23 protein-coding genes are annotated in these 25247 nt (G+C 64.3%); 9 read left to right on the top strand and 14 right to left on the bottom strand.

All coding sequences use genetic code 11. The features are described from left to right. Positions 1 to 11: 11 nt before the first annotated feature. Genes ccoG through ccoS form a run of 4 tightly spaced genes read left to right on the top strand, consistent with a single transcriptional unit; the run spans position 12 to position 4350 of the window. Positions 12 to 1469 carry a cytochrome c oxidase accessory protein CcoG gene (gene ccoG, locus Q0030_RS07815; RefSeq protein WP_298365049.1) on the top strand — a complete coding sequence of 486 codons (1458 nt, stop codon included), beginning with the start codon at positions 12 to 14 and terminating at the stop codon, positions 1467 to 1469. A 15-nt stretch (positions 1470 to 1484) separates the two neighbouring features. After that, a complete protein-coding gene (locus tag Q0030_RS07810) occupies positions 1485 to 1985 on the top strand; it encodes a FixH family protein (protein WP_298365029.1) in 501 nt (166 codons plus the stop codon). An 11-nt stretch (positions 1986 to 1996) separates the two neighbouring features. Beyond that, positions 1997 to 4183, top strand: coding sequence for a heavy metal translocating P-type ATPase (locus tag Q0030_RS07805; RefSeq protein WP_298365022.1), 2187 nt, complete (start codon positions 1997 to 1999; stop codon positions 4181 to 4183). Then, positions 4183 to 4350, top strand: coding sequence for a cbb3-type cytochrome oxidase assembly protein CcoS (gene ccoS / locus Q0030_RS07800; protein WP_212313114.1), 168 nt, complete (start codon positions 4183 to 4185; stop codon positions 4348 to 4350). The genes Q0030_RS07805 and ccoS overlap by 1 nt, the downstream gene beginning before the upstream one ends. Here the strand turns inward: ccoS and Q0030_RS07795 are convergent. Both Q0030_RS07795 and Q0030_RS07790 read right to left on the bottom strand, forming a co-directional pair. After that, positions 4338 to 4517 (bottom strand): hypothetical protein, encoded by a 180-nt coding sequence (locus tag Q0030_RS07795; protein ID WP_298365009.1) that lies wholly within the window; start codon positions 4515 to 4517, stop codon positions 4338 to 4340. The two genes, ccoS and Q0030_RS07795, sit on opposite strands and share 13 nt — an antisense overlap. Continuing rightward, positions 4505 to 4750, bottom strand: a complete 246-nt coding sequence (locus Q0030_RS07790; RefSeq protein ID WP_298365007.1) for a hypothetical protein — start codon at positions 4748 to 4750, stop codon at positions 4505 to 4507. Before Q0030_RS07790 ends, Q0030_RS07795 begins: the two co-directional genes overlap by 13 nt. A gap of 537 nt (positions 4751 to 5287) precedes the next feature. On the opposite strand from Q0030_RS07790, the gene Q0030_RS07785 reads away from it, so the two are divergent. The 3 genes from Q0030_RS07785 (at position 5288) to Q0030_RS07775 (ending at position 8407) form a co-directional block, all read left to right on the top strand. After that, positions 5288 to 5929, top strand: coding sequence for a divalent metal cation transporter (locus Q0030_RS07785; RefSeq protein ID WP_298365005.1), 642 nt, complete (start codon positions 5288 to 5290; stop codon positions 5927 to 5929). Between the two features lie 1139 nt (positions 5930 to 7068). Beyond that, complete coding sequence (locus Q0030_RS07780; protein WP_298365004.1) at positions 7069 to 7458, top strand: hypothetical protein; 390 nt, start codon at positions 7069 to 7071, stop codon at positions 7456 to 7458. Position 7459: 1 nt separating this feature from the next. Then, a complete protein-coding gene (locus Q0030_RS07775; protein ID WP_298365002.1) occupies positions 7460 to 8407 on the top strand; it encodes a UDP-glucuronic acid decarboxylase family protein in 948 nt (315 codons plus the stop codon). Positions 8408 to 8447: 40 nt separating this feature from the next. Here Q0030_RS07775 and gspM read toward each other — a convergent pair whose 3' ends face one another. The 11 genes from gspM to Q0030_RS07720 form a co-directional block, all read right to left on the bottom strand. After that, positions 8448 to 9011 carry a type II secretion system protein GspM gene (gene gspM / locus Q0030_RS07770; RefSeq protein ID WP_298365744.1) on the bottom strand — a complete coding sequence of 188 codons (564 nt, stop codon included), beginning with the start codon at positions 9009 to 9011 and terminating at the stop codon, positions 8448 to 8450. Positions 9012 to 9023: 12 nt separating this feature from the next. Further along, positions 9024 to 10073 (bottom strand): PilN domain-containing protein, encoded by a 1050-nt coding sequence (locus Q0030_RS07765; RefSeq protein WP_298365000.1) that lies wholly within the window; start codon positions 10071 to 10073, stop codon positions 9024 to 9026. Further along, positions 10070 to 11008, bottom strand: coding sequence for a type II secretion system protein GspK (locus Q0030_RS07760; protein WP_298364998.1), 939 nt, complete (start codon positions 11006 to 11008; stop codon positions 10070 to 10072). The genes Q0030_RS07765 and Q0030_RS07760 overlap by 4 nt, the downstream gene beginning before the upstream one ends. Beyond that, positions 11005 to 11742: a prepilin-type N-terminal cleavage/methylation domain-containing protein gene (locus Q0030_RS07755; RefSeq protein WP_298364996.1), complete on the bottom strand. Its 738-nt coding sequence runs from the start codon at positions 11740 to 11742 to the stop codon at positions 11005 to 11007. The genes Q0030_RS07760 and Q0030_RS07755 overlap by 4 nt, the downstream gene beginning before the upstream one ends. After that, positions 11739 to 12206, bottom strand: coding sequence for a prepilin-type N-terminal cleavage/methylation domain-containing protein (locus tag Q0030_RS07750; RefSeq protein WP_298364993.1), 468 nt, complete (start codon positions 12204 to 12206; stop codon positions 11739 to 11741). The genes Q0030_RS07755 and Q0030_RS07750 overlap by 4 nt, the downstream gene beginning before the upstream one ends. Then, positions 12178 to 12627 carry a prepilin-type N-terminal cleavage/methylation domain-containing protein gene (locus tag Q0030_RS07745; protein ID WP_298364991.1) on the bottom strand — a complete coding sequence of 150 codons (450 nt, stop codon included), beginning with the start codon at positions 12625 to 12627 and terminating at the stop codon, positions 12178 to 12180. The genes Q0030_RS07750 and Q0030_RS07745 overlap by 29 nt, the downstream gene beginning before the upstream one ends. A 9-nt stretch (positions 12628 to 12636) precedes the next feature. After that, entirely contained in the window at positions 12637 to 13842 is a 1206-nt protein-coding gene (locus Q0030_RS07740; protein ID WP_298364988.1) for a type II secretion system F family protein, read from the bottom strand. Positions 13843 to 13849: 7 nt separating this feature from the next. Then, complete coding sequence (locus Q0030_RS07735; protein ID WP_298364986.1) at positions 13850 to 15565, bottom strand: GspE/PulE family protein; 1716 nt, start codon at positions 15563 to 15565, stop codon at positions 13850 to 13852. Between the two features lie 164 nt (positions 15566 to 15729). Next, positions 15730 to 16362: an RNA polymerase sigma factor gene (locus Q0030_RS07730; RefSeq protein ID WP_298364984.1), complete on the bottom strand. Its 633-nt coding sequence runs from the start codon at positions 16360 to 16362 to the stop codon at positions 15730 to 15732. Positions 16363 to 16592: 230 nt separating this feature from the next. Then, the gene (locus Q0030_RS07725) at positions 16593 to 19064 is read right to left on the bottom strand and encodes a tetratricopeptide repeat protein (protein ID WP_298364982.1); all 2472 of its coding nucleotides are present in this window, start codon (positions 19062 to 19064) and stop codon (positions 16593 to 16595) included. A 181-nt stretch (positions 19065 to 19245) separates the two neighbouring features. Continuing rightward, positions 19246 to 21336 carry a tetratricopeptide repeat protein gene (locus tag Q0030_RS07720; RefSeq protein WP_298365741.1) on the bottom strand — a complete coding sequence of 697 codons (2091 nt, stop codon included), beginning with the start codon at positions 21334 to 21336 and terminating at the stop codon, positions 19246 to 19248. A 466-nt stretch (positions 21337 to 21802) separates the two neighbouring features. Between Q0030_RS07720 and Q0030_RS07715 the strand changes: the two genes are divergently transcribed. Together Q0030_RS07715 and gspG are read left to right on the top strand one after the other, a co-directional pair. Continuing rightward, a complete protein-coding gene (locus Q0030_RS07715; RefSeq protein ID WP_298364978.1) occupies positions 21803 to 23734 on the top strand; it encodes a substrate-binding domain-containing protein in 1932 nt (643 codons plus the stop codon). A 156-nt stretch (positions 23735 to 23890) separates the two neighbouring features. Then, positions 23891 to 24385, top strand: coding sequence for a type II secretion system major pseudopilin GspG (gspG, locus tag Q0030_RS07710; RefSeq protein WP_298364976.1), 495 nt, complete (start codon positions 23891 to 23893; stop codon positions 24383 to 24385). Positions 24386 to 24523: 138 nt separating this feature from the next. Here gspG and Q0030_RS07705 read toward each other — a convergent pair whose 3' ends face one another. Next, positions 24524 to 25243 carry a hypothetical protein gene (locus tag Q0030_RS07705; RefSeq protein ID WP_298364974.1) on the bottom strand — a complete coding sequence of 240 codons (720 nt, stop codon included), beginning with the start codon at positions 25241 to 25243 and terminating at the stop codon, positions 24524 to 24526. Positions 25244 to 25247 lie beyond the last annotated feature (4 nt).

Here is a 25247-nt window from a genome sequence, read left to right as displayed (position 1 = left end):
TCGAGCAACCCATGAACAAGCCCGTGTCGCCTGATGAACTCATAACCGACGAAGACGGGCCGCTCTACGCGTCCCGCAAGAAGGTATATCCGCAGAGCGTCTCAGGCCGATTCCGCTCGATCAAATGGCGGCTGATGGCCGTCTGTCTCGGCGTCTACTATCTGCTGCCGTTCGTGCGCTGGCATCGGGGCCTCGGCGCGCCCGACCAGGCGGTCCTGATCGATTTTCCAAACCGACGCTTCTATTTCTTCTTCATCGAGCTGTGGCCGCAGGAAATCTACTATTTCACCGGCCTTTTGGTGCTGGCGGCGCTCGCCTTGTTCCTGATGAATGCGCTGGGTGGGCGGATCTGGTGCGGCTATCTCTGCCCGCAGACGGTCTGGACCGATCTGTTCTATGCGGTCGAGCGGCTGGTCGAAGGCGACCGTCGTGCGCAGATGAAGGCCGACGCTGGCCCAATGACCGCAAAGCGAGCCGGTCGCCGAGCGTTGAAGCACGCGATCTGGCTGATGATCGCGTGGTGGACCGGTGGCGCCTGGGTGCTCTACTTCGCCGATGCGCCGACCCTGGTGCGCGACCTTGCGACCTTTCAGGCGCCGGCGATCGCCTATGTCTGGATCGCGATGCTGACCGCGTCGACCTATCTGCTGGCCGGCTATATGCGCGAGCAGGTCTGCGTCTATATGTGCCCGTGGCCGCGGATCCAGGCCGCGCTGACCGACGAGTGGGCACTCAACGTCACATACAAATACGATCGCGGTGAGCCGCGTTGCTCGGTCAAGAAGGCGTTCGACATTCGCTCGCTCGGCGAGAAGGCCGGCGATTGCATCGATTGCAACCAGTGCGTTGCCGTGTGCCCGACCGGAATCGACATCCGTGATGGCGCGCAGCTTGGCTGCATCCAGTGCGGGCTGTGCATCGACGCCTGTGACGCCGTCATGACCAAGGTCAGCCGCAAGACCGGTCTGATCGGTTACGACAACGATATCAACGTTCAGCGGCGCGTTGCCGGCAAGCAGGAGATTTTCAAGCCCGTTCGCGCCCGTACCGTCGTCTACGCCAGCCTGATCACCGTCGTCTGCGCGGTGATGGCTTACGCGTTGATGTCGCGAACCCTGCTCGACGTCAACGTGCTGCACGACCGCAACCCGATCGCGGTGCGTCTCAGCGACGGCTCGATCCGCAACGGATACACGCTGCGCTTCCTCAACAAGCGCGGCTTTGATCGTGTGATCGCGATCGATGTCGATGGACCGGCCGACGCGAAGCTGCATGTCATCGGTGCGGACTCAGTGACGCCAGACCGTCCGATGATCGTCCTTGGCCGCGACACCACCACCGAACTTCGCGTGCTGGTGACGGCACCGCTAGATGAAAAAGCGGAAAAGTCGGTGCCGGTCACGTTCCGCGTCACCGACATCGGTCTCGGAGAGGTCGCCTCGGCGACCGATCACTTCGTCCTTCCCTAACCACGGAATTTCACCATGGCGGCCTCAAGCCCAATCGCGCGACCCATCACCGGACGTTTCGTCCTGGTCACGACGATCGTGTTCTTTGCCGTCGTCATCAGCGTGAACATGGTCATGATGCGCCTTGCCATCACGACGCTTCCGGGCACGGAAGTCGACAGCGCCTATAGCGCCAGCCTCGCTTATCAGCGCGAGATCGACGCGGCAAGACAGCAGAATGAGCGCGACTGGCAGATCCAGGCGCATATCGATCGGCGGTCTGATGGCAGCGCCGCGATTGCACTCAATGCGCGCGACCACGCAGGCGCGCCTCTGACGGGAATGAGTTTTCTCGCTCGGCTCGAGCGGCCGATCGATCGTCGCGCCGACCGGGCGATCGAGATCAGTGAGGCTGGGGGTGGGAGCTATAGCGGCCGCGCCGAGGGCGTCGCCGCGGGGCAGTGGGACCTCGTAATCGAGGGCGACGCTGATGGCCGCCGCATGTTCCTGTCGAAGAACCGAATCCTGCTGAAATGAGGGTGCATCTCATGCAGGCGGATATCGATTTCTCTCACTATCTGAAGAGCGCGGGCACTGGGCTCATCCATCTCGATCTCGCAGTCGAGGGCATCAATTGCGCGGGCTGCATGGCCAAGATCGAGCGCGACCTTTCAACCATACCGGACGTCACCTCGGCCCGCGTAAACCTGACCGACAGCCGCCTGGCACTGGAATGGAAGGCGGGTGCACTTGATCCGGCGCTGTTCGTAAGCCGGCTCGCGGAGCTCGGCTACAAGGCCTATCCGTTCGAGCGGAATGATGCCGAAACGCTGGAAGCGCAGCGCGCGCAAGGCTTGCTGCGACGACTGGGCGTCGCGGCCTTTGCCGCGATGAACGTCATGATGCTGTCGGTCCCGGTATGGTCCGGCAACGTCTCCGACATGCTGCCGGAACAGCGCGACTTCTTTCACTGGCTGTCGGCGCTGATCGTGCTGCCGGCCGCCGCCCATTCGGCGCAGCCCTTCTTTTCGTCGGCGCTGTCAGCGCTGCGGGCACGCGGCGTCAACATGGACGTGCCGATCAGCATCGGCATCGTGCTCGCGCTGGCGACCTCGGTGATCGAGACCCTCAATCACGCCGAACACGCCTATTTCGATGCCGCGATCATGCTGATCGCATTCCTGCTCGCTGGCCGCTACCTCGACCAGAACATGCGGCGGCGTACCCGTGCCTTTGCCGGCAACCTGGCTGCCCTCAAGGCGGAGACGGCGACGAAGTTCATCAGTCCGACCGAGATCAGAACGGTCCCGGCGGCTGCGATCCGGCCCGGCGACATCGTGCTGCTGCGGCCCGGCGAGCGTTGTTCGGTCGACGGCAACGTGATCGAGGGCCGCTCGGAGGTCGACCAGAGCCTGATCACGGGCGAGACCCTGCCGGCGATGGCGACGCCTGGCAGCGCTGTGTTCGCGGGCACGCTGATCCGTACCGGAACACTGCGCGTCCGCGCATCGGCCGCCTCGGGTGGTACATTGCTGGATGAGATATCTGAGCTGCTCGATCGTGCGTTGCAGGCGCGCTCGCGCTATCTTCGACTGGCGGAGCGGGCTTCGAGGCTCTATGCCCCGGTGGTGCACGCGACCGCGTTGCTCACGATGCTGGGCTGGCTGGCCTACGGCGCGAGCTTTCATGATTCGATCGTGACAGCGATTGCAGTCTTGATCATCACCTGTCCCTGCGCACTGGGTCTTGCCATTCCGGCGGTGCAGACCGTCGCGTCCGGCGCGCTGTTCGGCTCGGGCGTGCTGCTCAACGCCGGCGATGCGATCGAGCGGATTGCCGAGATTGACCGGGTGATCTTCGACAAGACAGGTACATTGACACTGCCCGAGCTCGATGTCGCCAATCTCGCGGAAATCCCGGACGATGTCGTGAAGCTTGCAGGCCGGCTGGCGCTTTCGAGTCGTCATCCGGTCGCTGCCGCGGTCGCGCGCAAGGCGGGTGCGGCCTCACCGTTGCCCGATATCCAGGAAGAGCCGGGGCAGGGTGTCTACGGCCTTTACGAGGGGCGTCCGATCCGGCTGGGCCGCCCGTCATTCTGCGGCGCGGATGACCTCGCTGACGAGATCCTGTGTCACGATACGGAAGCATCCGTCGTCGCATTCAGGTATGGCGAAAGCAGATATGCCTTCGCGGTTCGGCAACGGCTGCGGCCGGACGCGGCCGATGTGGTGGCAGGGCTGGCGCGCATGGGCATCGCCGTCGAGATCGTGTCCGGAGATCGCGAACCTGCAGTCCGGCTCGCGGCCGAGGCGCTCGGCGTGCATGAATGGCGTGCCGGGGTGTCTCCGGTCGACAAGATCGACCGGATCGAGGAGCTGGCGCGCCAAGGCTGCAAGGTACTGATGGTCGGCGATGGCTTGAACGATGCGCCGGCGCTGGCTGCCGCGCACGCCTCGATGTCGCCCGTCACGGCCACGCATGTGAGTCAGGCGGTCGCGGACGCAGTTTTCCTTGGCGAACGCTTGGCGCCAGTGCTGGCCGCCGTCAAGGTGTCCCGCAAGGCGCTGCGGCTGATGCGGCAAAATCTCTGGCTTGCCGTCGTCTACAACGTGCTGGCCGTGCCGATCGCGATCGCCGGCCTGGTCACACCGCTGATCGCCGCGGCGGCGATGTCGGGTTCATCGGTGATCGTGATGCTGAACGCGCTGAGAGCACGAACGACGGAGACGGGCTGATGGAAGTTCTGGTCATTCTGGTGCCGCTGGCGCTCGCACTTGGCTTTGCCGGGCTGCTCGGCTTCCTGTGGTCGCTCAAGAGCGGCCAATATGACGACCTCGATGGCGCGGCATGGCGCGCCATCGCCGACGATGAGCCCGTCAGCGGTCAGGGTCAGTCCAAATAATGAAAATGCACCAGTGAAACCGCCGATGCGATCGTCAACGCGGTGCAGGCGAGCGCCAGCAGGAGTGTCCAGTCCGTCCGCCGCGATTGCGGCACCCGCGAGCGGAGAAACAGGACTGCGACCAGTCGGTTGATAGCGCCGAACCGCATCGTCGTCAGCAGCAGCACATCGGCAGCACGTCAGGGCGCCAGTAGCGCCAGTGCGTCGCCGACACGGTAACAGGTTGCATCGTGGCGGCGTCCAGCCACCCCTCGGTGTGGCGGATGCAGGGGACGCCGAGCGGCTGACGTCCGCCATCAATCACCGCAAGCTCGATTACGCAGCCGAACGGAGCCGACGCGATATCCCGCCATCCAAAAAGGGTTAGCCAGCGAAGCCATGAGGTGAATGTATGGCGCATGTAACATCGCCTCCGGTCGATGTCGCCGCTTATCGCATGTGTAGCGGTTAGCGCGATTGACGTGGCTCAATCCGGGTAGGTGGTGTGACGGCAGAGGGGGTGGTGACTCAGCTCAATCCAGTGACCGGAAGAGCGGCATATTCTGGAAGCGCTCGCCAGGCAGGAGCGTCTTCGACAAGCCAAACGCCTCTCTTGGCGAATCAGTTTGTCCATGGGGCACGACAGGCGACAAAAGCGAGGCTGAGGTGAAAAGCGAGGGACCGCGGTCCGAAAATCGGCAGAACGATGCGGATTACTGGGCATCTCGTGCCGAGCGGACGAGGCGGCAGGCGAGCCGCTATCAGGACCTGGCTATCCAGGATCATTTCATGAAGATAGCGGCTGGATACGACGCCCTTGCGCAGCAGGCTCGTAGTGTGCGCGGAGACGCGGATGAGATAGGCGCTATCGATGAGCCTCTGTGCCCACGGGACGCCGGCTCCGCGCCAGGCATGAAAGCGCGCTGGACATCGCAAGACAGCAGCGCCGGGAGCTGGCATGGTCGAACTGACGGATGAGCGGACTGCCGCGCGTGGAAGCACGTTCCGATCCCGCTGGGCGCGATTGAAAAACCATCCGCTGGCGCGACTGGGTCCCGGACTGATCACCGGCGTGGCCGATGATGATCCCAGCGGCATTGCCACCTACTCTCAGGCGGGGGCCCAGTTTGGCCTGAACATGCTGTGGACCATGCCGCTGGCGTATCCCCTCATGGCCGCCGTTCAATCGATGTGCGGCCGGATCGGGCGAGTCACCGGTCGTGGCCTGGCAGCGAATGTCAGGGCGGCGTTCCCGCCCGTCGTGCTGAAGGGTGTGGTCCTGCTCCTGCTGATTGCGAACACGCTCAATATCGGCGCCGATGTCGCTGCCATTGGGGAAGTCGGCGAACTCGTCACGGGATTAGATCGACGCGCGATGGCAATCGCCTTTGCAGTCACGACGCTCCTGCTTCAGGTCCTCGTGCCATATCATCGCTACGTCTTTTTCCTGAAGTGGCTGACCCCCTCCCTGCTGGCGTATGCGGCCGTGCTGTTTACAGTCCGTGTTCCTTGGGGTGAGGTGGCTCTCCGCACGTTGTGGCCGCAACTGCGATTGGGCTCGGATACTGCCGCATGTTGGATACCCCTGGGTGTTTGTTGAGCGACCCATACAGCACGGTGTCAGGAATGGGTGCAGCCGCGGGTTAGTACCAAGATCGTCGCGCCACTAAGGTTGAATTGCCCGGGCTACTTAACCGTGAATACCCGCTGGAGTCTGATCCGCACCCTGGAATCAGAGCTTGACCTGGCCCTGCGCATTTTGGCGGACCGCTTTCGGGCATGCTGTCGTGGATCTGACGGCCTTGGATCATCGTGGAGACCGCCGAGGCGGAGTTTGGAAGGCCCTTTGGAGTCGTGTGGCCGGCTGCTGCTATCTCTCGCGATATTTGGCGCAGGGAGATCAGGCCATTTCCTTTCCCGAAGCATTCTGAATTGCCCAGTAACCTCTTGATCTGATTAGCCGCCGAAATGGCCTGCAATTCAGAACCGACGTTGATACTGCTCAAGATCCTCGCGGATTTTGATTCCGCCATTCGGAGGTTCGATCCCTCCCGCCCAGCCATCGCACAAGTAATTGATTTGATTATAGAAATTCTACCGCTCGCGAGACCGGGCCCTGGCCGGCATTCGGGAAGCGGATTTGCCATTACCCACAAATTCTGCGCCGCGTCGTTTCCATGGTCGGCGCGCGCCGAGTCGTGCGCCGGCGTAGAATTGAGCGTCGTTCAAATCTGACCGGATTGGCTGTGCACAACAAGCACCGGCCCGGTCGCTCGACGACGCGCCGGCGATCATGTGCGGCGTGGAGGTCGGTCGAGACCCGATCGACATCGCGGGCGCGTCTGCGGATCATCCGCGCCATCACGACGCGGTTCTCAAATTTGCGATCGCTGAATGTTGAACTGAAATCCGATCCATGCGCAGAAAAATTTCTGCACGTTAGGGCAGCGTGAATCGTCGCAGTCCACCAGGTGTGCTCAGCCTGCGCGAAGTCCCATCAGCTCATCTCGCGCAACGCGAAATCCAAGCTCAGCCGAATGGCTCGCAACGAACGTGCAACGCTGCGCAGGCATTCACGCATCGCATTGCGAGCGAGACAATCACAACGGGAAACGCCATAAAACTGCAATGGCGCGATGCTATCGTTGGCTGCCTGCCACGCGGCAGCTGCAATGAATGTCCGCAGTGCGTTCGCCTCACATGCATCGCTCATCCTATCAACGGCTCGTTGTGACGGCGATGGCGGCGATGCTCTCGTCTGCTGCCGATGCGGCTGAATTCACCATCGTCAACGCCTCGAACACACCGCTGCAGCACCTCTACATTTCGCCATGCGACGCAGGGCAGTGGGGCCCGGATCAGTTTGCCGGGGCGTTGCCGCCCTCGCGATTTCATACGGTCTCACGCATCGTGCCTGGTTGCTACGATATTCAATTCGTGGTCGCTCCCTGGAACAGCTGCGTCCTCGCCGGCGCGTCGCTTCACCGCAACGAAGTCTGGAAGGTCACGCAGTGGACGGTGTTCGGCTCGCAGAGTGGCGATTGCTCGCATGTCGCGGGCTATGTTCCCGCTGCCCGGCGTGCGTGGGTCTGGCAACCGGCTTCAGGCTCGGACATGAAGAGAGAGTGACGTGGCAAAGGTGCTGGTGACCGGCGGAGCCGGATTTCTAGGCTCGCATCTGTGCGAGCGGCTGATCGGGCAGGGCCATGATGTGCTCTGCGTCGACAATTACTTCACCGGCAGCAGGGCCAACATCGCGCATCTGATCGGCAATCCCCGATTCGAGATGATGCGCCACGACGTGACGTTCCCGCTCTATGTCGAAGTCGACCAGATCTACAATCTGGCGTGCCCCGCTTCGCCGATCCATTACCAGTTCGATCCGGTGCAGACGACCAAGACCAGCGTCCACGGCGCCATTAACATGCTTGGCTTGGCCAAGCGCGTGAAGGCCAAGATCCTCCAGGCCTCGACCTCGGAGGTCTATGGCGATCCGGAAATCCATCCGCAGGTCGAATCCTACTGGGGACACGTCAATCCGATCGGGCTGCGCTCCTGCTATGACGAAGGCAAGCGCTGCGCCGAGACGCTGTTCTTCGACTATTGGCGCCAGCACGGCCTGCGGATCAAGGTTGTGCGGATATTCAATACTTACGGTCCCCGCATGCACCCCAATGATGGCCGTGTGGTGTCGAACTTCATCGTCCAGGCGCTCGGCGGTAACGACATCACCATCTACGGAGATGGCCGCCAGACCCGAAGCTTCTGCTACGTCGACGATCTGATCGAGGCGATGATCCGGACCATGAACACGCCCAACGATTTCACCGGGCCGATCAACATCGGCAATCCCAGGGAGTTCACCATCCGCGAGCTGGCCGAGCAGGTCATTGCAATGACCGGATCAAGAAGCAAGCTGGTGTTCGCGCCGTTGCCGTCCGATGACCCACGTCAGAGGCAGCCGGACATCTCGCTGGCGCGTTCGGTGCTCGGCTGGGAGCCGACCATCGATCTCGGCCGTGGTCTCGAGCGAACGATCGATTACTTCCGGGGCCAGTTGAGAGCAGCTGCGGAGTAGCATCCCTTGAGTTGGCCCGCTCTTGCACGGTTGCGATCGATCAAGCCGTCCGGCGGCGCCAGAAGGCGTGCACCGTCAGAGTGACCTTCAAGACCGGATCGCCGGCAGTTCGCTCGGTGGATCCGCCCGGCTGCACCAGCAATGCGTCGACGAACACATAGGGCGCGCCGCTTTCAAGCCGGTAGAGCAAGGTCTGCAATGCCGCCAGCGTGGCATTGAGGGAGATCTGGAGCCTGATGGCGTCGTTCTTGTCGTCGCGATCGGCGGGTATCCCGGACGAGACCAGGACCGCGTGCTGGCTCAGCACCAGTTCGGACAGGTAAGCCTGGAGCTGCGCGGCGGCGAGGCCGGTGGTCGGCGCATCCAGGAAAGCCGCCGCCGGCGCGGCGAGGCGCTGGGTCTGCGCGCGCTTGTTGGCGGCGGGGCGCGAGCGCGCCTCGAGCGCCGCCAGCTCGTCGCGCTGTTCGGCCAGGTGCTGCGCCGCGCTGGAACGTGTCTGCAGCGCGCCCGCAATCGCCATCGCGCAGATCAGCAGCAGCGCGCAGAATCCGCCGGCCGCGAAAACTTGCTCGCGGTTGATGTCGAAGTTGAGGTTCAGCTTCATCTTCAGCACGATTCACTCTCCATCGATCCGGACATGCGGCTCGACGCGGGCTTCGATGTGAAACACGAACCGTCCGCCATCGGCATTGCGCGTTGTCGGAGCAAAGAAATGCACATCCTTGAAATGCCCGGAGCGTTCGAGCGGCGCGATCAGCGACGGCGCATCGCCAGCGAGGCCGACGATGCGCAGCGTCGAACCGTCCATATTCAGTTCCGTAAGATAGGACGTGTCGGGGAGGGCGCGGGACAGTGCTTCGACGACGACCACCGCGACCAGCGATGTCTCCTTCAGGGCGCGCGCCCGTTCAGCCGGCGCCAGCGAGGCGATCGCCTCTTTCGACGAACTGCCCCTGATCTGGCGCTGCAACGTCGCAAGGCGCGATCCGATCTCGTCGCTCTCGCTGTCCGCGGATGCCGCACTCATGAAAGCCCAGACATTCACCACCAGCGTCAGGCAGACCGCTCCGACCATCAGGCCGACGACCATTCGGCGCGTCCGCGCGAGACTGCTGTCGGACGCCTCAGTGAGGCGGGACCACAGCGTGACCGAGCCGTCACCGGGGCCCTTGCCCGCAACGACCCGGTCGACCCGCAGGCCCAACGCGCCGAGCTGGCCGCACGCGTCATCGAGTGTCGCGCGCGAGGCGGCGAGGATCTGCACATTGAGGATGTTTGCATCCGCGCTGGTTGCCACATTGATGCCGTAGGCGGCCTGGCTCGCCCGCCACGGAAACAGCCGCTCGATCTGATTGCGCACGATGCCGGCCAGCAGGTCTCGCGCCTGCGCCGGAACATTCATCGCACGCGAAACGATGGCGGGGGTAGGAAGCTCGAGAATGACGAAGGATTTCTGTGCGGCGCGGATGATCTCATCAGGTAGCGCATTGTCCGCGGCCCCCGCCGCGAAGGTCGATCTCGCCGATTTCGTCGCGTCTTCAACCACCCAGTCGTTGCCGACCCTCGTCACCTTCAACCAGTGCCTGGCGCGGCGCCGCTCCTGCCAGCCGAGCCACAGACGGGCGAGGATATCGATCCAGTGCCGCATGATCATTTCGATGCTCATCGGCGTGCCTCCAGCGATGCGACGACGCCTGTCCTTGCGAACCGCGAGATCGGTGTCCAGGCCAGAACCCGATACGGTTGCTTGTCGTCCGGGAGCAGCACGATGAACGCTCTGGCCGCGGCGGTGTAGCCGCCGGTCGTGCCGGCGACGAGGTCTACCGCGACCACACGCGTCTGCTGAACCTTCAGGTATTTTTGCGCCGGTCCGAGCAGGAAGGAGAGGCGCTCGGGATCGACGAACGGCGAGCTCCGCATTTCGAGGAAGGCGTCAAGATGCTCCGCATCGAACGACGGCAACGCCCGCAGCACCGCGACCGGCGCGGTGAGCGGATTGACGCCGCCGCTGCCGAAGACGGTGATCAAGGGCGCCATCGCCGCCATCCATTGCGGCTGCATGCCGGGAATATCGGCGATCTGCCCGATGTCAGTGAACGGCGTGGACGCTGCCGCCGGCTGGTCAGGCTTCTCCGCCGGCGATGGCTTCGCCGCATTGTTCGCCGGCGGCTGCGCACCGTTCGGTCGCGCCTGTCCAGCGATGTCGCGAAGCGCGACGATGCGTTGTGCGACGATGGCGGCATCGTCATCCTCGGCGCCGACATAGCGGAGCAGTGAGGCGAGCAGTTCGACCGGCGCCTTTCCGATGTCGATGCGGCCGCCCTCATCGCTGATCGTCAGCTGGACGGATCCGGTCGCGAAGGTCAGCGTAGAACTGCGCTCGGCGGGCGGGGTGTCTCGCAGCGCCGCGACGATACCGGCAGCGGCCTCGAGACCCGCGGTCAGGAGTCCGTCGGCTTGTACACGCTCCCGGTCGATCCGAACGATGCCGGCGAGGCTGCGAAACGTCGCCGAGGTTGCCATGGCGAGGGCGGCGCATAGCGCGATCGCCCACAGCACGGCGAGCAGGACCATGCCGCGTTTGGTGTGAGGCCTGCTCATCGGCGTGCTCCCGGCGGCGGGTCCTTGGCCTGTGTCTCCTTCGGCGATGCGGCCTTGCCGGTGACGCAGTCGGCGTTGGCTCCGGGCTGGGCACAGCCGATCGGCGCGTCGGCGCGCAGCGTGAACTGCACGCCGGGCAACAGTTCGGCCCCGCTGGCGCGGTCTCGAACGGTCAGCCGCACAAGGCGCGGCAAAAGCGGTTGCCCGATCCATGTCGTGCTCCATGACAACGTGCCGTCCGGACCAGGACTTCCGAATGCAAACGCGATGTCGACCTGGCCTTCGATCACCCCGACGGGGTCCTGCAGCGCGAGGCTCGCGAACGGCGTGCGTTGTCCTTGCCATCGGGCACGGCGCCGGACCAGATGGTTGACGCCATCAGTCTCCTCGACCTGCAGGCTGACCACTTCCTCAGCCCGGCCGCCACCCGCACTGCTTCCGGTGACGAACGTCATCTGGCTCGCATCGCCGTTGAAAGCGGCGGCTGCATCCGCACCGTCACCTTGTTTTACTTGCCGGGCGGACCCGACGTCCGCCGCGAGGCGGTCGACCGCGAGCAGCAACTGATCCGTCTTTCCCACCAGGCCTGTCCTGCGATCGAAATTCAGCGCAACGTTGTTGATCAGAACCGCAGTTGCCGCGATCACGGCAGACCCGATCGCGAGCGCGGCCAGCACCTCGATCAGCGTGAAGCCTGACGCCGCGCGGAGCCCTTTTCGACATGCTGCGCTCATTCGTCGGCTCCCAATCCGAGCCGCAGCGTATCCGCGCTGACCATCCGTCCGGGCGCCCACGACACTGTCGCTACGAGATGGTAGGCGATCCAGTTCGGACGCTTGGTGCCGGGCTCATCCTTCTTGTCCGGCGCGGCTGCGGCCGGCGCGTCCCGCCGCACGGCCATGGCATCGACGAACATGGGCTCCGATGTGACGGACCAGCGCAGACCGGCGGTCTCGCCGTCACGCGTTCCATTGGCGAGGATCGAGCGGTCGACCGGCGAATCCAGGATCGTGCGCAACAGGACCTGCGCTGCAATACGGCCGTCGATCCGGTCCGCGATCCGGCGCGCGTAAAACAGATGCGGACCAAGCACCGACACGAACGCCAGAAGCAACGCCAATGCCACCAGCGCCTCGATCAGGGTGAACCCGGCACGTGCGTCGCGAGGTTCAGGGCAGATCGACCGCAACGCGGCCATTATACCAGTTGACGTCCACCTCATAGCGCACATTCTCCCACGAGAATTTCAGCACGGATCCGGTCGAAGCGCCGTCCGGCTCGAACCGCACGACCGCCTGTCGTCCCGACCAGAGCTCGTTCACGCCGATCACATCGACCCGGACGTCGCGAGGGATCGCGATCGTGCCCGCCTGCCCGACGATCGTCCGTGCATTTCCGTCGAGCGACACGCGGCGGCTCTGCCCGGTGAGAATTGCCGCAAGCCGCTCGCGTCGCAGCAGTGCCGCGGTCTGCAGCGTCAACGCCTTCAGGTTGCCGCGCCCGGTGCCCGGAACCATCGCCACCACCAGCGATGCCAGCATCGCGATGATCAGCATCACCGCCATCATCTCGATCAGGGTGGAGCCCGCCGTCGAACCGGTGATTGTTGCGCGCGTCATCGGCCATCCCTACATCGCAAGCTCGGTGATGCTGAGCAGCGCACTCATGATCGATACCACCAGCGTTCCGATACCGATGCTGACGGCGATGATGGTAATCGGTCCGATCGCACCCATCAGCCGGTCGAGGCCGATGGCGAGCCGCTGCTCATAGAGATCGGCGGCGTGCTGCGCGATGGCCGACAAATCTCCGGTCTCATCACCGACCCGGAGCATGCGGACTGCGAGCGGTGGCACCAGGTCGCTCTCGGACAACGCCTCGATGAAACGGCGGCCGTTGCGCACCTGCTCGTGCACCTGCTCGACGGCCGCAGCGTAGCGGGGTTCGGTCATGATATCGCGCAGGATCTTCAGCGCGGTCGGCAATGCGACCCCGTTCTCCACCAGCAGCCCCAGCGTGCCGATGAAACGGGCGGTGCGGCGATCGTGCATCGGGCCGGAGATGCCGGGAATGGTCGCGAGCACTGCCATCAGCGATGCGCGCGCGGCCGGCTGGCGCAGGATCAGCCAGCCGAGCAGCAGCACCGCGCCGCAGCCGCCAAGGAACGCGTCGAGATGGGCGCGCAGCCAGGTGGACATCGTGAGCGCAAAGGCCGCGCCGGAATTGAGACGTCCGCGCAGTTCCGTGAACACCGACTCGAACTGCGGCACGACATAGAGCAGGAAGAAGAACAGGATGACGAGCGCCGACCCGACCAGGAACATCGGATAGCGGACCGCCGACGAGATCCGTTGCGACAGCTGCTCGCGCCGCGTCCGGTCCTCGACGATCGCCCGCAGCACGACTTCCAGCTTGCCGGAGGCTTCGCCGGCGCGCACCATCGCGATGTAGATTGGCTCGATGATCTGGTTGTGGCGCTCGAGCGCCTCGGCGAAGCCGTCGCCGCCGGAGACCGCGGAGCGCAGCCTGCCGGCAAAGCGGGCTACCGCCTTGTTGGTGTCTTCCTCCAGCGTCTGGAGCGCAGCTTCCAGCGTCAGTCCCGAGCGAAGCAGCAACGCCAGCAGGCGAAGGAACGTGGTCAGTTCGCGCTGCCGGGGCAGGCTCCCGCTCGAAATACTGGCGCGCAGCGCACTGCGGCCCGCGATCTCGGCCTCGACCGGCAGGTGGCCGAGATACTCGATCCGCCGCAGCACTTCCTCGCGCGACGGCGCGTCGAGGTCGCCGAGAATGATCTCGCCGGCCTTGGTCAACGCGCGATAGCGGTAGTGCGGCATGACCGTCCTACAGGCTCATGGTCAGTCGGAATATCTCATCGAGCGTGGTCTGCCCGGCGCGTAATTTTGCGACACCGTCCTCCGTCATCGACGTCATGCCGGCGCGCCGGGCCACGGCTTCAAGGTCGGAGGCATCGGTTTTCGGGCCGATCGACCGTCGCAGCGTCGCGCCGATCTCCATGATCTCGAACACGCCCTTGCGTCCGCGGAAGCCTGTGTTGCTGCACCAATCGCAGCCCTTGGGCCGGCAGACCACCTCGCCAGCCTCGATGCCGAGTGCCGCATAACGTTCGTCCGCCGCGATATCTGCCGCCGACAGGGTGTGACGTTCCTTGCAGTGGTCGCACAGGATCCGGACCAGCCGCTGCGCGGCGATCACCCGCGCGCACGATGCCAAGAGGAAGCTCTCGATTCCCATGTCGATCAGGCGCGTGACGGCGCCCGCGGCGGTGTTGGTGTGCAGCGTCGTCAGCACCAGATGGCCGGTCAGCGCGGCGTGGACGCCGATATGGGCCGTCTCGGAATCGCGCATCTCGCCAACCATGATGACGTCGGGGTCGAGCCGCATGAAGGAGCGCAGCGCGGATGCGAAGGTGAGCCCGATGCCTGGATGCACCTGGGTCTGGGTGATACCGGGTATCTGATACTCGACGGGGTCCTCGATCGTCAGGATCTTGCGGGTGGGTTCATTGATCACCGCAAGCGATGCTGCGAGCGTCGTGGTCTTGCCGGATCCGGTCGGGCCGGTGACGATGACCATTCCGTATGGTGCAAGCAACGCCTTGCGTAGAACCGCCTCGTGATGCGCGCTGAGCCCGATCTGGTCGAGCGAGACCAGGCCGGCTCCCTTGCGCAACAGCCGGATGACCGCGCATTCGCCGTGCATCGTCGGCATGGTGGCGACCCGCAGGTCGATCTCGTTGCCGCCGACCAGGATGTGGGCGCGCCCGTCCTGCGCCAGCCGGCGCTCGGTGATGTTAAGCCCGGCCATGATCTTGAGCCGTGACAGGATGCCCTTGGCCATCGTCATCGGCGGTGCCGGCACGTTCTTCAGCATGCCGTCGACGCGCAGCCGAACCTGCAGCGTATTGCCGGCGGGCTCGATGTGCAGATCGGTCGCTCGCTGCTCGACGGCTAGGCGGAGCAGGTCATCAAGCGCTCGCACGACCGGCGCACCGCGCGCGAGGTCGCGCAGATTGTCGAGATCGTCCTCGCCGCCGGCGGTCCCGGGCTGCGCGGCGTCGCTTGGCTGATCGGGCTCGAGCCGTAGCGACAATGCGGCTTCCAGATCGTCGGCGGTCGCTGCCGCAAGCGCCACTGGCCGGCGCAGCATGAGTTCGACCGCGCGCAACGTTTCATCGTCGATCGGGGAGGCCAGCGCGAGACGTAACGTGCCGGCCGCGCCCTCGTAGGGAAACAGGCGCTCCTCCTTGAGGAACCGGGTCGACATCTCGCCGCCGGCAAAGCGCCCGTCGACCAGATCGTCGCGACGAACCCGGTCGCATCTGTAAAAGCTGGCCAGTTCGTCAGCCAGCGCCGAGGGTGTCAGCTTGGTGACGGCGCTCCAGTCGACATGGCCAGCCGATCCGTCGGCCTGACGCGGCCGAGCAGCCCCTTCATCCTTCTGGCTGTCGCGCAACGCGCCCTTGCCGGCGAGATATGTCATGAAGTCGATCGGCGGCACCGCCGGTCTCGCAGGCCCATCGCTTTCGCGCGCTAGCATCGCACAGCTCCGATCGACCCGGCCTGCACAGTTGATCCACCCGCGGCACGTAGTCCTCGCGCTGCGCGTCGCCGACCATGGTGAAGGCGTCGCAACTCAAGCGTCGGGTGCGATGTGGTCACCCCGGCACGACGGACGATATGGACTTGTCTTGCCATCGCGCGTCACCCGCTGCCGCCCAACGGCAATCGCCGGCCGAGCACCGTATCGCCATCGCCGGTTGGATGCAGCGCCGCGCGCTCCCGCTCGGTGAATGGAATTCGGCGCCGAAACGCAGCCCGTGGCATCTGCGCGTTCCGATCGATGCACACTGCGCAATGCACCAGCGCCTGCTTGATCTCGACCTGGACCGTGCGCACGCTGATGCCGAACCGTTTTGCGACTTGCTGCAACGGTACTTCTTCAACACATATCGCCATGAAGATCTCTCGGCGACGGGTCGGTAACTCCTGGATGGCGCGCCGGAGCGCACCGATCTCGGATCGCGCCTCGATAATCCGGTCCGGGCCGGGAGTTTCGTCCGGTAGATCGAACAGCGTATCCGCTTGCGGCACCGTGCGACGGCGTCGTTCGGCAACGCGCCGGTTGCTGATGGCGCTCATCGCCACGCGGAACAGATATGCCGGCAAATCGCGAACGGGCCCGATGCCGTCCGCCTTGCTCAAGCGCAGAAACGTATCCTGCAATGCCTCGTCGGCGAGATCCGCCGACCCGGTCCGGCGCGTCAAACGTTGTTTGAGATCGTCGTAGCTTGTGACGAGGAGCGCGAGCAACGCCGTTCGATTGGTGTCGCTCATTGCAGGGGCCCCATCCCCAACCGCGGCAATCGTCACATTTCAAGTCGGTCGCGACATTTCTATCTGTGGTTGGTGACATGGAAATGAAACCACAACGAGTGCTCACGTCGCGACATGCCGTGCCACAGTCGATGATGCAGAATTGATTTGTGTCCGGGACAATTGCTGCGCGCGTCACGGCTGCGATTGCGACGCGAGCAACAACGCGATCACCGGCAACGCAACCCATGTCACGATATTCCGTTGATGACTGTGTTCCGCTGCGCCGTAAGCGTCCGTTCAATTCCGCGCAGGGCTGCCGTACTTCCGGCATCGATCGCCAGCGCCTCACGGAAACTTGCCGATGCTTCATCGGGTCGTTCGAGCAAGAGATAGACGTCGGCAAGTGCGCAATGGGCGGTCACGCGGCGCGGATCGAGCGCAACTGCATGTTTCAGGCTGATTTCGGCGCCCTGCGAATTGCCGCGTGCGGCGCATGCGCGCCCAAGCGCTTCGTAGAATTCCGAGGTTTGCTGCTGATTGATCTTCGTCGCGGCCAGGAAATGCAGCATGGCGTTATCGAGATCGCCAAGCTCGCACAATGCCAGTGCATATTGCGCGTGCAGTTTGTCACTGGCGGGGGCGAGTTCCAGCGCCCTGCGGTAATGCTGACGAAGCTGGCGCTTCGCCATATCGGCAGGCATGCCGCTCGCCTGCTCATCACGGCCAAGCTTCCGCAGCGCATTTGCGTATGCCGCGTGGGCGTCGACGCTCGTTGGTGCAAGCTCGACCGCCCTGCGGTATTGAGCAACCCCTTGCTCTGTCCTGTGCGTCGCGATCAGCACATCGGCGAGTGCGATACGCGCCGGCGCCAGGTCAGGTGCGATCGCCACCGCGGTCTGCAACAGCGTGTACGCGCGCTCATGATGGCCGAAGCCGAGCTCGATCGCGCCGAGATTGCACAGTGTGTTGACGTGTCCGTGGTCGAAGGAAAGGATATGCTCGAATAGTTTCGCCGCGCGATCCGGTTTGCCTGCACGATGCTGGCGGCACGCCTCGACGAACAGCGCATCACAGACCAGCGCGTCGCCCTCGTCATGGGGCACCGTCATCTTAACCGCGGAACTCATGATCGGGTCCGCGATCGGTTCCGCCGGCAACTCAGACCTGGCCCCGGCGAGGGACCTGAGTTCGCAGTTCAACCGTCCGATCACTTCAGCCCAATCGCCCGGCCTTGTTTGTCGGAATAGCCGGGCTTGTGGATACCACGGGGTATCGTTGCGATCTCGCAGCCAACGCCAATCGCTGCCATTGGCGAGCAGGATCCAGACGGGCTTGCCCATTGCGCCGGCCAGATGCGCGATGGCGCTGTCGATCGAGATGACGAGGTCGAGATTGCCGATGATCGCTGCGGCATCGGCGAAGGATGCCGCGTCGATCTGCGCGCCGGTATCGAGGATACGATCGTCGAAGTCGGCGAGCTGCTCACGCCCGCGACCGATCTGCAGGCTGACAAATCGCGCGCGCGGACAGTCGAGCAGGGTGCGTAGCAGGTCGAGCCGGATCGAGCGGCGCTGATCATTGAGATGGCCGGGATTGCCTTGCCACACCAGGCCGACGGACATGCCGCGGCCAGGATTGTCGCCAAGGCGCTCACGAAGGCGCTCGCGCCATCGGGCGACCAGATCCGGATCGGGCGTGACATAGGGAGTTGCCGCCGGAACCGTGTCGATCCGGGTATCGAAGATCAGCGGCAAGGACAACAGCGGCACGTGGACGTCGAATGCCGGCGCTGCGGTCGCGTCGCTGACGACATCATCGACGCCGGCGACGGTTTGCATGAGGGACAACAAGACCTGCGGCGTCCGCAGGATCACGCGGCCACCGCGCGCCTTCACCATCGGCGCGTAGCGCACGAACTGAAATGTGTCGCCAAAGCCTTGCTCGGATTGCAGCAGGATGGTCCTGCCAGCAAGATCCTCACCCTGCCAGCGTGGCCGGTCGGTCGAGATCAGATGCCTGTTGACGCGGGGATCCGACAGCCGCCCTTCATACTCGGCCCAGGCCGCCGACCAGTTGCCGACGCCGAACAGGCAGACGGCAAGCACGGAGCGCAGCTCTGTACGGGTAGGATATCGTTCCAGCGCGTCATGCAGCAACGTGATGCCTGCGTCGTGCCGGTTGGTGTCGCTGAGCAACCATCCGAAATCGACGATCGCATCGATGTAATCGGGGGCGCTCGCGATCAGGTCGCGGAATACGTCGTCGGCGAAATCGCTCAGCTCGAGCATCGCCAGGGCGCGGGCGAGGCCGAGCTGCGCCGCCGCGTTGTCCGGCCGGAGCGTCAGCGCGGCAGTGTAGGCGGCCAGCGCCTGCGGGTACTGGCGGCCCTTCAGCAGCAGAACGCCGAGATTGCCATGCGCTTCGCCGTCGGCGGGATTGAGCCTGACCGCTTCCCCGATCAGCTCCAGCGCGCGCTCGTCCTCCTCCCGCTGCAGCGCGATCACGCCGCGGACATGCAGGACGTGTGACCGCGCCTCGGGTTCCTGCTCCATGGTCTCGAGCAGCAGATCGGCGCTGTCCAGCTGACCGTCGCGGAACAGGGCGATAGCGCGGTCCATGACAGTTTGGATGAATTCCGCGCGCCGCTCGGACGAAGCTTGATTGAGCATCGCCAGCCCTGCACGCATCGTCTGCGCTTCGCTGAACCCTGCTTTCGACATCGACGCACTCCTTACGGTCGACCTGCGTCTCCTTCGCGATACCCGCGGAAGACCGCACCTTTGTCCGCTTCGCCTGCGATTAGAGCGAGATGCCTTTTCTTCGAATCATCATCCCGCTCTATTTCTTTGTTTTGAGCATGATCTTTTCGGAAAACCGCTACACACTTTTCCGGATCATGCTCTAGGCCGCCGCGTTGATACGGACCTCGCACCACTCCGCCCAGAGCTTCATCAATTCGCGCGAGAGATTGTCGGCGAAACGCGGGGCGTCGCAGAGCGGCGAGGCGGCGACGCGTTCGCGCAAGGTGCGGCGCAACTCGGCGAGTTCATCGCGCCGCTGCGTCCAGCCAACTGCCATCGCGACGTAGTCGTCGATGCTGTGTGCGCAGAAGCTGCCCAGTCCCGCTGCGGTCAGGTGCGCCGCCGAGTGACGGCCGGCGAAGGTATCGCCGACGAAAGTCACGGTCGGAACGCCCATCCACATCGCCTCGAGCGTCGTGACGCCGGCAGAATAGGGAAACGGATCGAGCGCGACATCGACCTCGCCATAGGCCACCAGCAGCTTGTCCTGCTCGGTTTCGCCGACCAATTCGACCCGCTCGCGTGGAACGCCGCCCTGGCCGAGCACGTTGTAGACCGCGTCGCGCGTGCTGGTCTCGCCGAGGCCGCCATAAACCATCAGGATGCGCGAGTCCGGTACTTGCGCGAGAATGCGCGCCCAAGCCTTGCCAAGCTCGCTGTTGAGCTTGGCCGGACGATTGAAGCAGCCGAACGTGAAGCGGCCACCGCTCAAGCTCGGCAGCGGCGGCACCTCAGGGGCTTTCGCCGGCGGGTGATAGCAGACATAGCAGTCGGGCAGGCGGATCGGGCGCTCGATATAGCTCGCGTCATGCGCCGGCGGAATCTCCACCGGATCGGCGATCAGACCGTCATAGGTATCGAGCCCGACCGTGCCGACATAGCCGGCCCAGCTGAGCTGGATCGGCGCCGCGCGCATTGCGAACAGCGAGAGGCGGTTGCCGGCGGTGTGGCCGGCAAGATCGAACAGGACGTCGATACGGTCCTCGGCAATCTGCCGTCCCAGCGCCGGGTCGTCCATTCCGGATACGTCGCGCCAGCAGAGCGAGATTTCCTTGTAGCGTTCGCTGAAGTCGTCGTCTTGCCGCTTGCTGTCGGTCTTGTAGCAGAAGATCTCGTAGCCGAGTGCGACGAGCGCCTCGAAGGCGCGCAGGACGAGAAACGAGACCGCATGGCGATGCAGGTCCGCCGACACCAGGCCGAGCCGCGGCCTGCGTGCCGGATCCGGCGCGTTGGCGAATGCAAGACGACTGAGCGGCGCGCTCGGCCGGTAGAGCATCGCCCATCGCCTGTGCTCGCGCAGCAGCTCGTCGCGGGTCACGCCCGGTTTGTGCTGAAGTGCGAACAGCAGGGTTCCGGCGATGCCGGCGCTCCCGGGATCGAGCTCGCCTGCGCGCCGATAGGCCGCGACGGCCTCCTCGATGCGCCCCTGTCCGAGCAATCCGAAGCCGCGGCCGACATGATGCTCCGCCTGCAGCGGATCGATTGCGAGCGCGCGATCGACATAAGAGAGCCCGCGCTCGAACGCGCGATGATTGATCAGGAAGTGACCATAGAGATACTGCGGCAGCGCGACGGTCGGCGCGCTCTCGGCGGCGATCTCGAACAGCCGCGCCGCCTGCTGGTCGCGCGCGGCGATACCGAAGTTCATGCCGAGCTCGATGATCGCCTTGTAGTTGTCGCTGTCGATCGTTGAGGCGGCGCGGAGATCGTCGACCGCCTTGTCGAACTGTCCATCCATCACATAGGCGAGGCCGCGGGTACGGTAGGCTTCGCCATATCCGGCATCGAGCTCGATCGCCTTGTCCAGCGCCGCGAGCGCCTCGCTGCGCCGGTTCTCGGTGAGGAGCGCCAGACCGAGACTGTATTGCGCGAGCGGCATCTTCGGCAGCAGGCGCAGCCCATCCTGGAGATAGGGAATGCCGTCCCGGGTGCGTCCGGTGCGGGCAAGGCAGGTGCCGATCTCGGCAAGCGCCGGCGCATGCGTCGGCGTCACCCTGAGTTCCGCGGCGAATGCCTCGCGCGCGTCATCGAAACGATCGAACCGGCACAGCGCAACGCCCTTGCAATAATTGAAGCCGGACTGGTCGGGCGCGAGCCGCGCGGCTTCGTTGAATGCGCGCAGTGCCTGGCGCCAGCGGTCCTGTCGTGCGTGCGCCACGCCCTCTTGATGCAGAGCTTGCGCCCGCTTCAGGTCGGTTGATGGATAGTTTGTCAGCGGGCGCGCCAAAATTGCATGGCCGCCATGCCCCACACGAATCGCAAGACGTCCGCTCGAGTTGTCTTCCATGTGGGAGGCCTCGCTTGAATGAAAGCCCGCAGAGATTGCTCTGTAGATAGTTTGCGATCAGACGGCGATCCGCCGGACGGGGGAGTCCATAGAGCACCCGATGTGGTATTGCCAAGATGTTTTTCGGACACTGATCGAAAATAATCCCTGCGCGAAGCCGATCGTCGAATTGTCTATCAGACGTGAAGTCAATCATCGGCGACGGAGACATGACGTCGACGGCAGAGATACTTTCTCGATCGTAGATTTGTTCTAACAAATCTTGGTTGAGTGGCAAAATAAACTTCATCTTGTTTGAAGATTACTTTGCGCTCTGATGACGACGCGATGACGATGTGCCGGTGGTGATCAACCCCACAGGAACAGCGCAATGAAAATGCAATCGTCCAGATACATGCTCGGCACCGCCTCGGTGCTCGCCCTGCTCGCGTCCTCGACCATCACGCCCGCGAACGCGCAGGCTTCCACCGCCACAGCCGGCATTTACGCGGGCGGCAGCACGCTCGCCTCGGAAGCCTTCCGGCAGATCTTCGACTGTTACATGGGCGGCATTGTCGGTTCCGGCACCGCCTATCCCGACGGTTTCGCGTTCGACTCCAGCTTCCCGGCCCGAGGCAAATTGCCGACCACCTGCACGCTGGTGAGCGTGCCGGTGCAAGGCATGTATGCCGGTGTCGGCAGCGGCAACGGCGTGCGCGGCTTCATCACCAACAATCCGCAGCAGTGGTACAACGGCACGGTCACGCCGAGCGCGTCGGCCAACATCTCGATCGCCACGCCGCTGCCGGCGAACCAGCCCGCGACGATCGACCTTGCCAATCCGGGAAGCCCGGCGACCAAGTTCGGCAGCTATCCCTATCCGCGCGTCGATATCGGCCTGTCGGACTCCCCGCTCGCCAGCACCCTGGCGGCGCTCACGACGTCGTCCGTCAGCTTCAACCCGACGCAGGGTTGGACCACCACCGGCGGCGCGCTGACCCAGATCACGCTGAACAGCACCTCGACGGCGTCGGTTGCCTACAACACCACGGCCTACGGCAATCCGATCCAGATCCCGGCTTTCGAGGTCAACGTCGCGATCGGCGTCAACACCAGCACGATGACGGTGAACTCGTCAGTCGCGGGCGCGGGCACCACGCCCGGCACCCAAGCCCACCAGGGCGCCGCCATCCAGCTCACCACGGGGCAGCTGTGCGCGATCTTCACCGGTCTGGTCACCGACTGGAACGATGTCACCGCCAACAAGATCCCCTACCTGGACAAGACCGGTACGCAGCAGCTCGCGGCTTTCAATTACGCCAACGCCAACAGCGGGGGCACGCTGCAGGCCTATTCGAGCTCGTCGCTGCCGATCAAGATCGTGTACCGCGGCGATGGCAGCGGCACGAGCTTCATCCTGACCAACTATCTCAAGGCGGTCTGCCCGCTGCTCGATTCCACCGGCGCGTTCGGCTACACCTCGATCTTCAACACCACGACCCTGCCGAGCACGTCCTTCTCCAACCTGATCACCCGTATCAACGCTGTCCGCGGCGCGGGAGGCTGGAACAACACGACGGCGACAAACGCCTGGGTCCCCGCGACCGGCAGCGGTGGCGTGGCATCGGCGATCAGCATCAGCAGTGGCAATGCAGGCCGCATCGGATATGTCAGCGCCGACTTCACCCAGCCCTACACCACCCAGGTTGGGACCATCGCCGCGCCGCTCTCGGCAGCGCTGCAGAACGAGCAGCTCCGCGGCGCGGGGACCTACGTTCCGAACAACTCTGTGACCCCGCCGGCTACTCGTCCGGCGAACTTGACGTTCATTGCACCGACGCCGGATGGCGCCGCCGCCGCGTGGAGTGACACCCGGCTCAAGACGCCGTCCACGACCTGGACCTGGAACGACTACAACATCTATGCCAACGTGTTCGGCGCCGTCACCCAGTCCGGTGTGACCGTGACCGGCCTGCCGGTGCTGCCGCTCACGAACAAGCTGAACGCCTATCCGCTCAGCGGCACCACCTTCCTCGACCTGTATAGCTGCTACAACGTCCAGGCCGACTCCAACCGCGTCACCAACCTCGTCAACTTCCTGACGACGTACATTGCCGGCGCCGATTCCGGCGATGGCAACTTTGATCCGGATGTCTCGGCGGTGGTCCAGAACGCAGGCTTCCACCTGGTCCCGGTCAATTATGCCCAGAACATCAAGAAGCAGTACTGGGGCAGCCTGACGACCGCCATCTCCGCCGCGGCCGCCACGCAAGCGAACGGCTGCCTGAACGTCGCCAACGGCGCCAGCGGCGGCGCCAAGTAAGTCGACGCATTGCGGACGGCGCAATTCCGATTGCGCCGTACCAGATCGCGTCAAGCACACGACCGGGCGCCTCGATCGAGGCGCCCGGAACTATTCACGGAGCGTCGACAAGTCTGCTGGCGGACCTCCGCCTTGCAGCTCATTGGACGAACAGCGATGTCGAAGCAAAAACCTGTCCTTACTTCCGGGCGTATCGACCGAGACAGTACGCGGAAAGGCGAGCGGGGATTCACGCTTGTCGAGATGCTGGTCGTCATCGCCATCATCGGCTTGATCATGGGATTGGTCGGCCCACGCGTGCTGAGTTACCTGAGTGAATCGAAGGTCAAGGCTGCCAAGATCCAGATGCGGAGTTTTGCGAGCGCGCTCGACCTGTTCCAGCTCGATACCGGCCGCTATCCGTCGACTGCGGAGGGGCTCACGGCGCTGGTGCAGCGGACGTCAGGCGCTGCCAACTGGAACGGTCCTTACCTGAAGGGCGGCATGGTTCCAAATGACCCATGGAGTCATCCCTATATCTATCGGGCGCCCGGCGAACATGATGCCTACGATATCCTCTCCTATGGCTCCGATGGCCAGGAGGGAGGCAGCGGGACTGCCGGAGACATCTCGTTGGACAAGCTAACCAGCGCCGCGAGCAACGAGCAATGACGCTGCCTGCGATCACGAGTGAGCCTCGTGAGCGAGAGCGCTGTGATGATCGCGATCGGGAGGCCGAGAAGCGGGCGCAATCCGGTCTCGATGCACGCCATGTCGGCGCGCTCGACGAACTCTTGCGCGGAAACCGCCTTACCTCTTCTGCAAGGGCAACCCGTGCTGGCCGGGCTTGCCCGCGGCCTCTCTCGCGCGCTGATCGGCCCCTTGCGATCTCGTTGTTCCGTCGTCCGGTTGATGATCGAGCCCGGCAAGCCAACGATCGTCAGGCGATGTTGGCGGCGGCGGGGTGTGGTGTCCGGGCCGATCGGTCATGATGGCGCCCATGGCGCGCAGATCGTCGGGCGTCAGCCACGCGATCTCGTGGGCGTGCGTCGCCAGCATCTGTCCGACGATGCGCGGCGGCACGCCGAACCCGCTTGCGATGCGCGCCATGGCGATGGTCGCCTCTTCGGTTTGCGCAGTCTCGTGGCCGAATTTATCGGACACGCCGTGGACGCCGATCGCGGCCTCATAGCTGGCGAATTTCTCGTTTCCCGCCGCGAACACGATGAAGCAGGCCGATGCGCAGCGCGATCCAGCCGCGACGATGGTCGGCAGCTTCGCCCTGCGGATCAGGCCGGCGAGCTTGACCGCCTCGGCGAGGCTGCCGCCAGGTGAATCGAGCCGCACCGCCGAGATCAGGCGGTTGCCGTCATTGGCCGCCGTGATCAGTGCTTCCGCAGTCTCCGTGTCGCCTTGGGCGACGTCGCCGCTGAGCGCGATGATGGTGATGTCACCCTTGAGAGTGACGCTGCTCAGCTCGGCGGCGGTCGCGGCCGTGCTGAAGATGGCTGCTCCCAGGACCCGCAGCATGGAT

Source organism: uncultured Bradyrhizobium sp., assembly GCF_947648125.1.
Taxonomy (GTDB): domain Bacteria; phylum Pseudomonadota; class Alphaproteobacteria; order Rhizobiales; family Xanthobacteraceae; genus Bradyrhizobium.
This window is presented reverse-complemented; position numbering and strand designations above follow the sequence as displayed.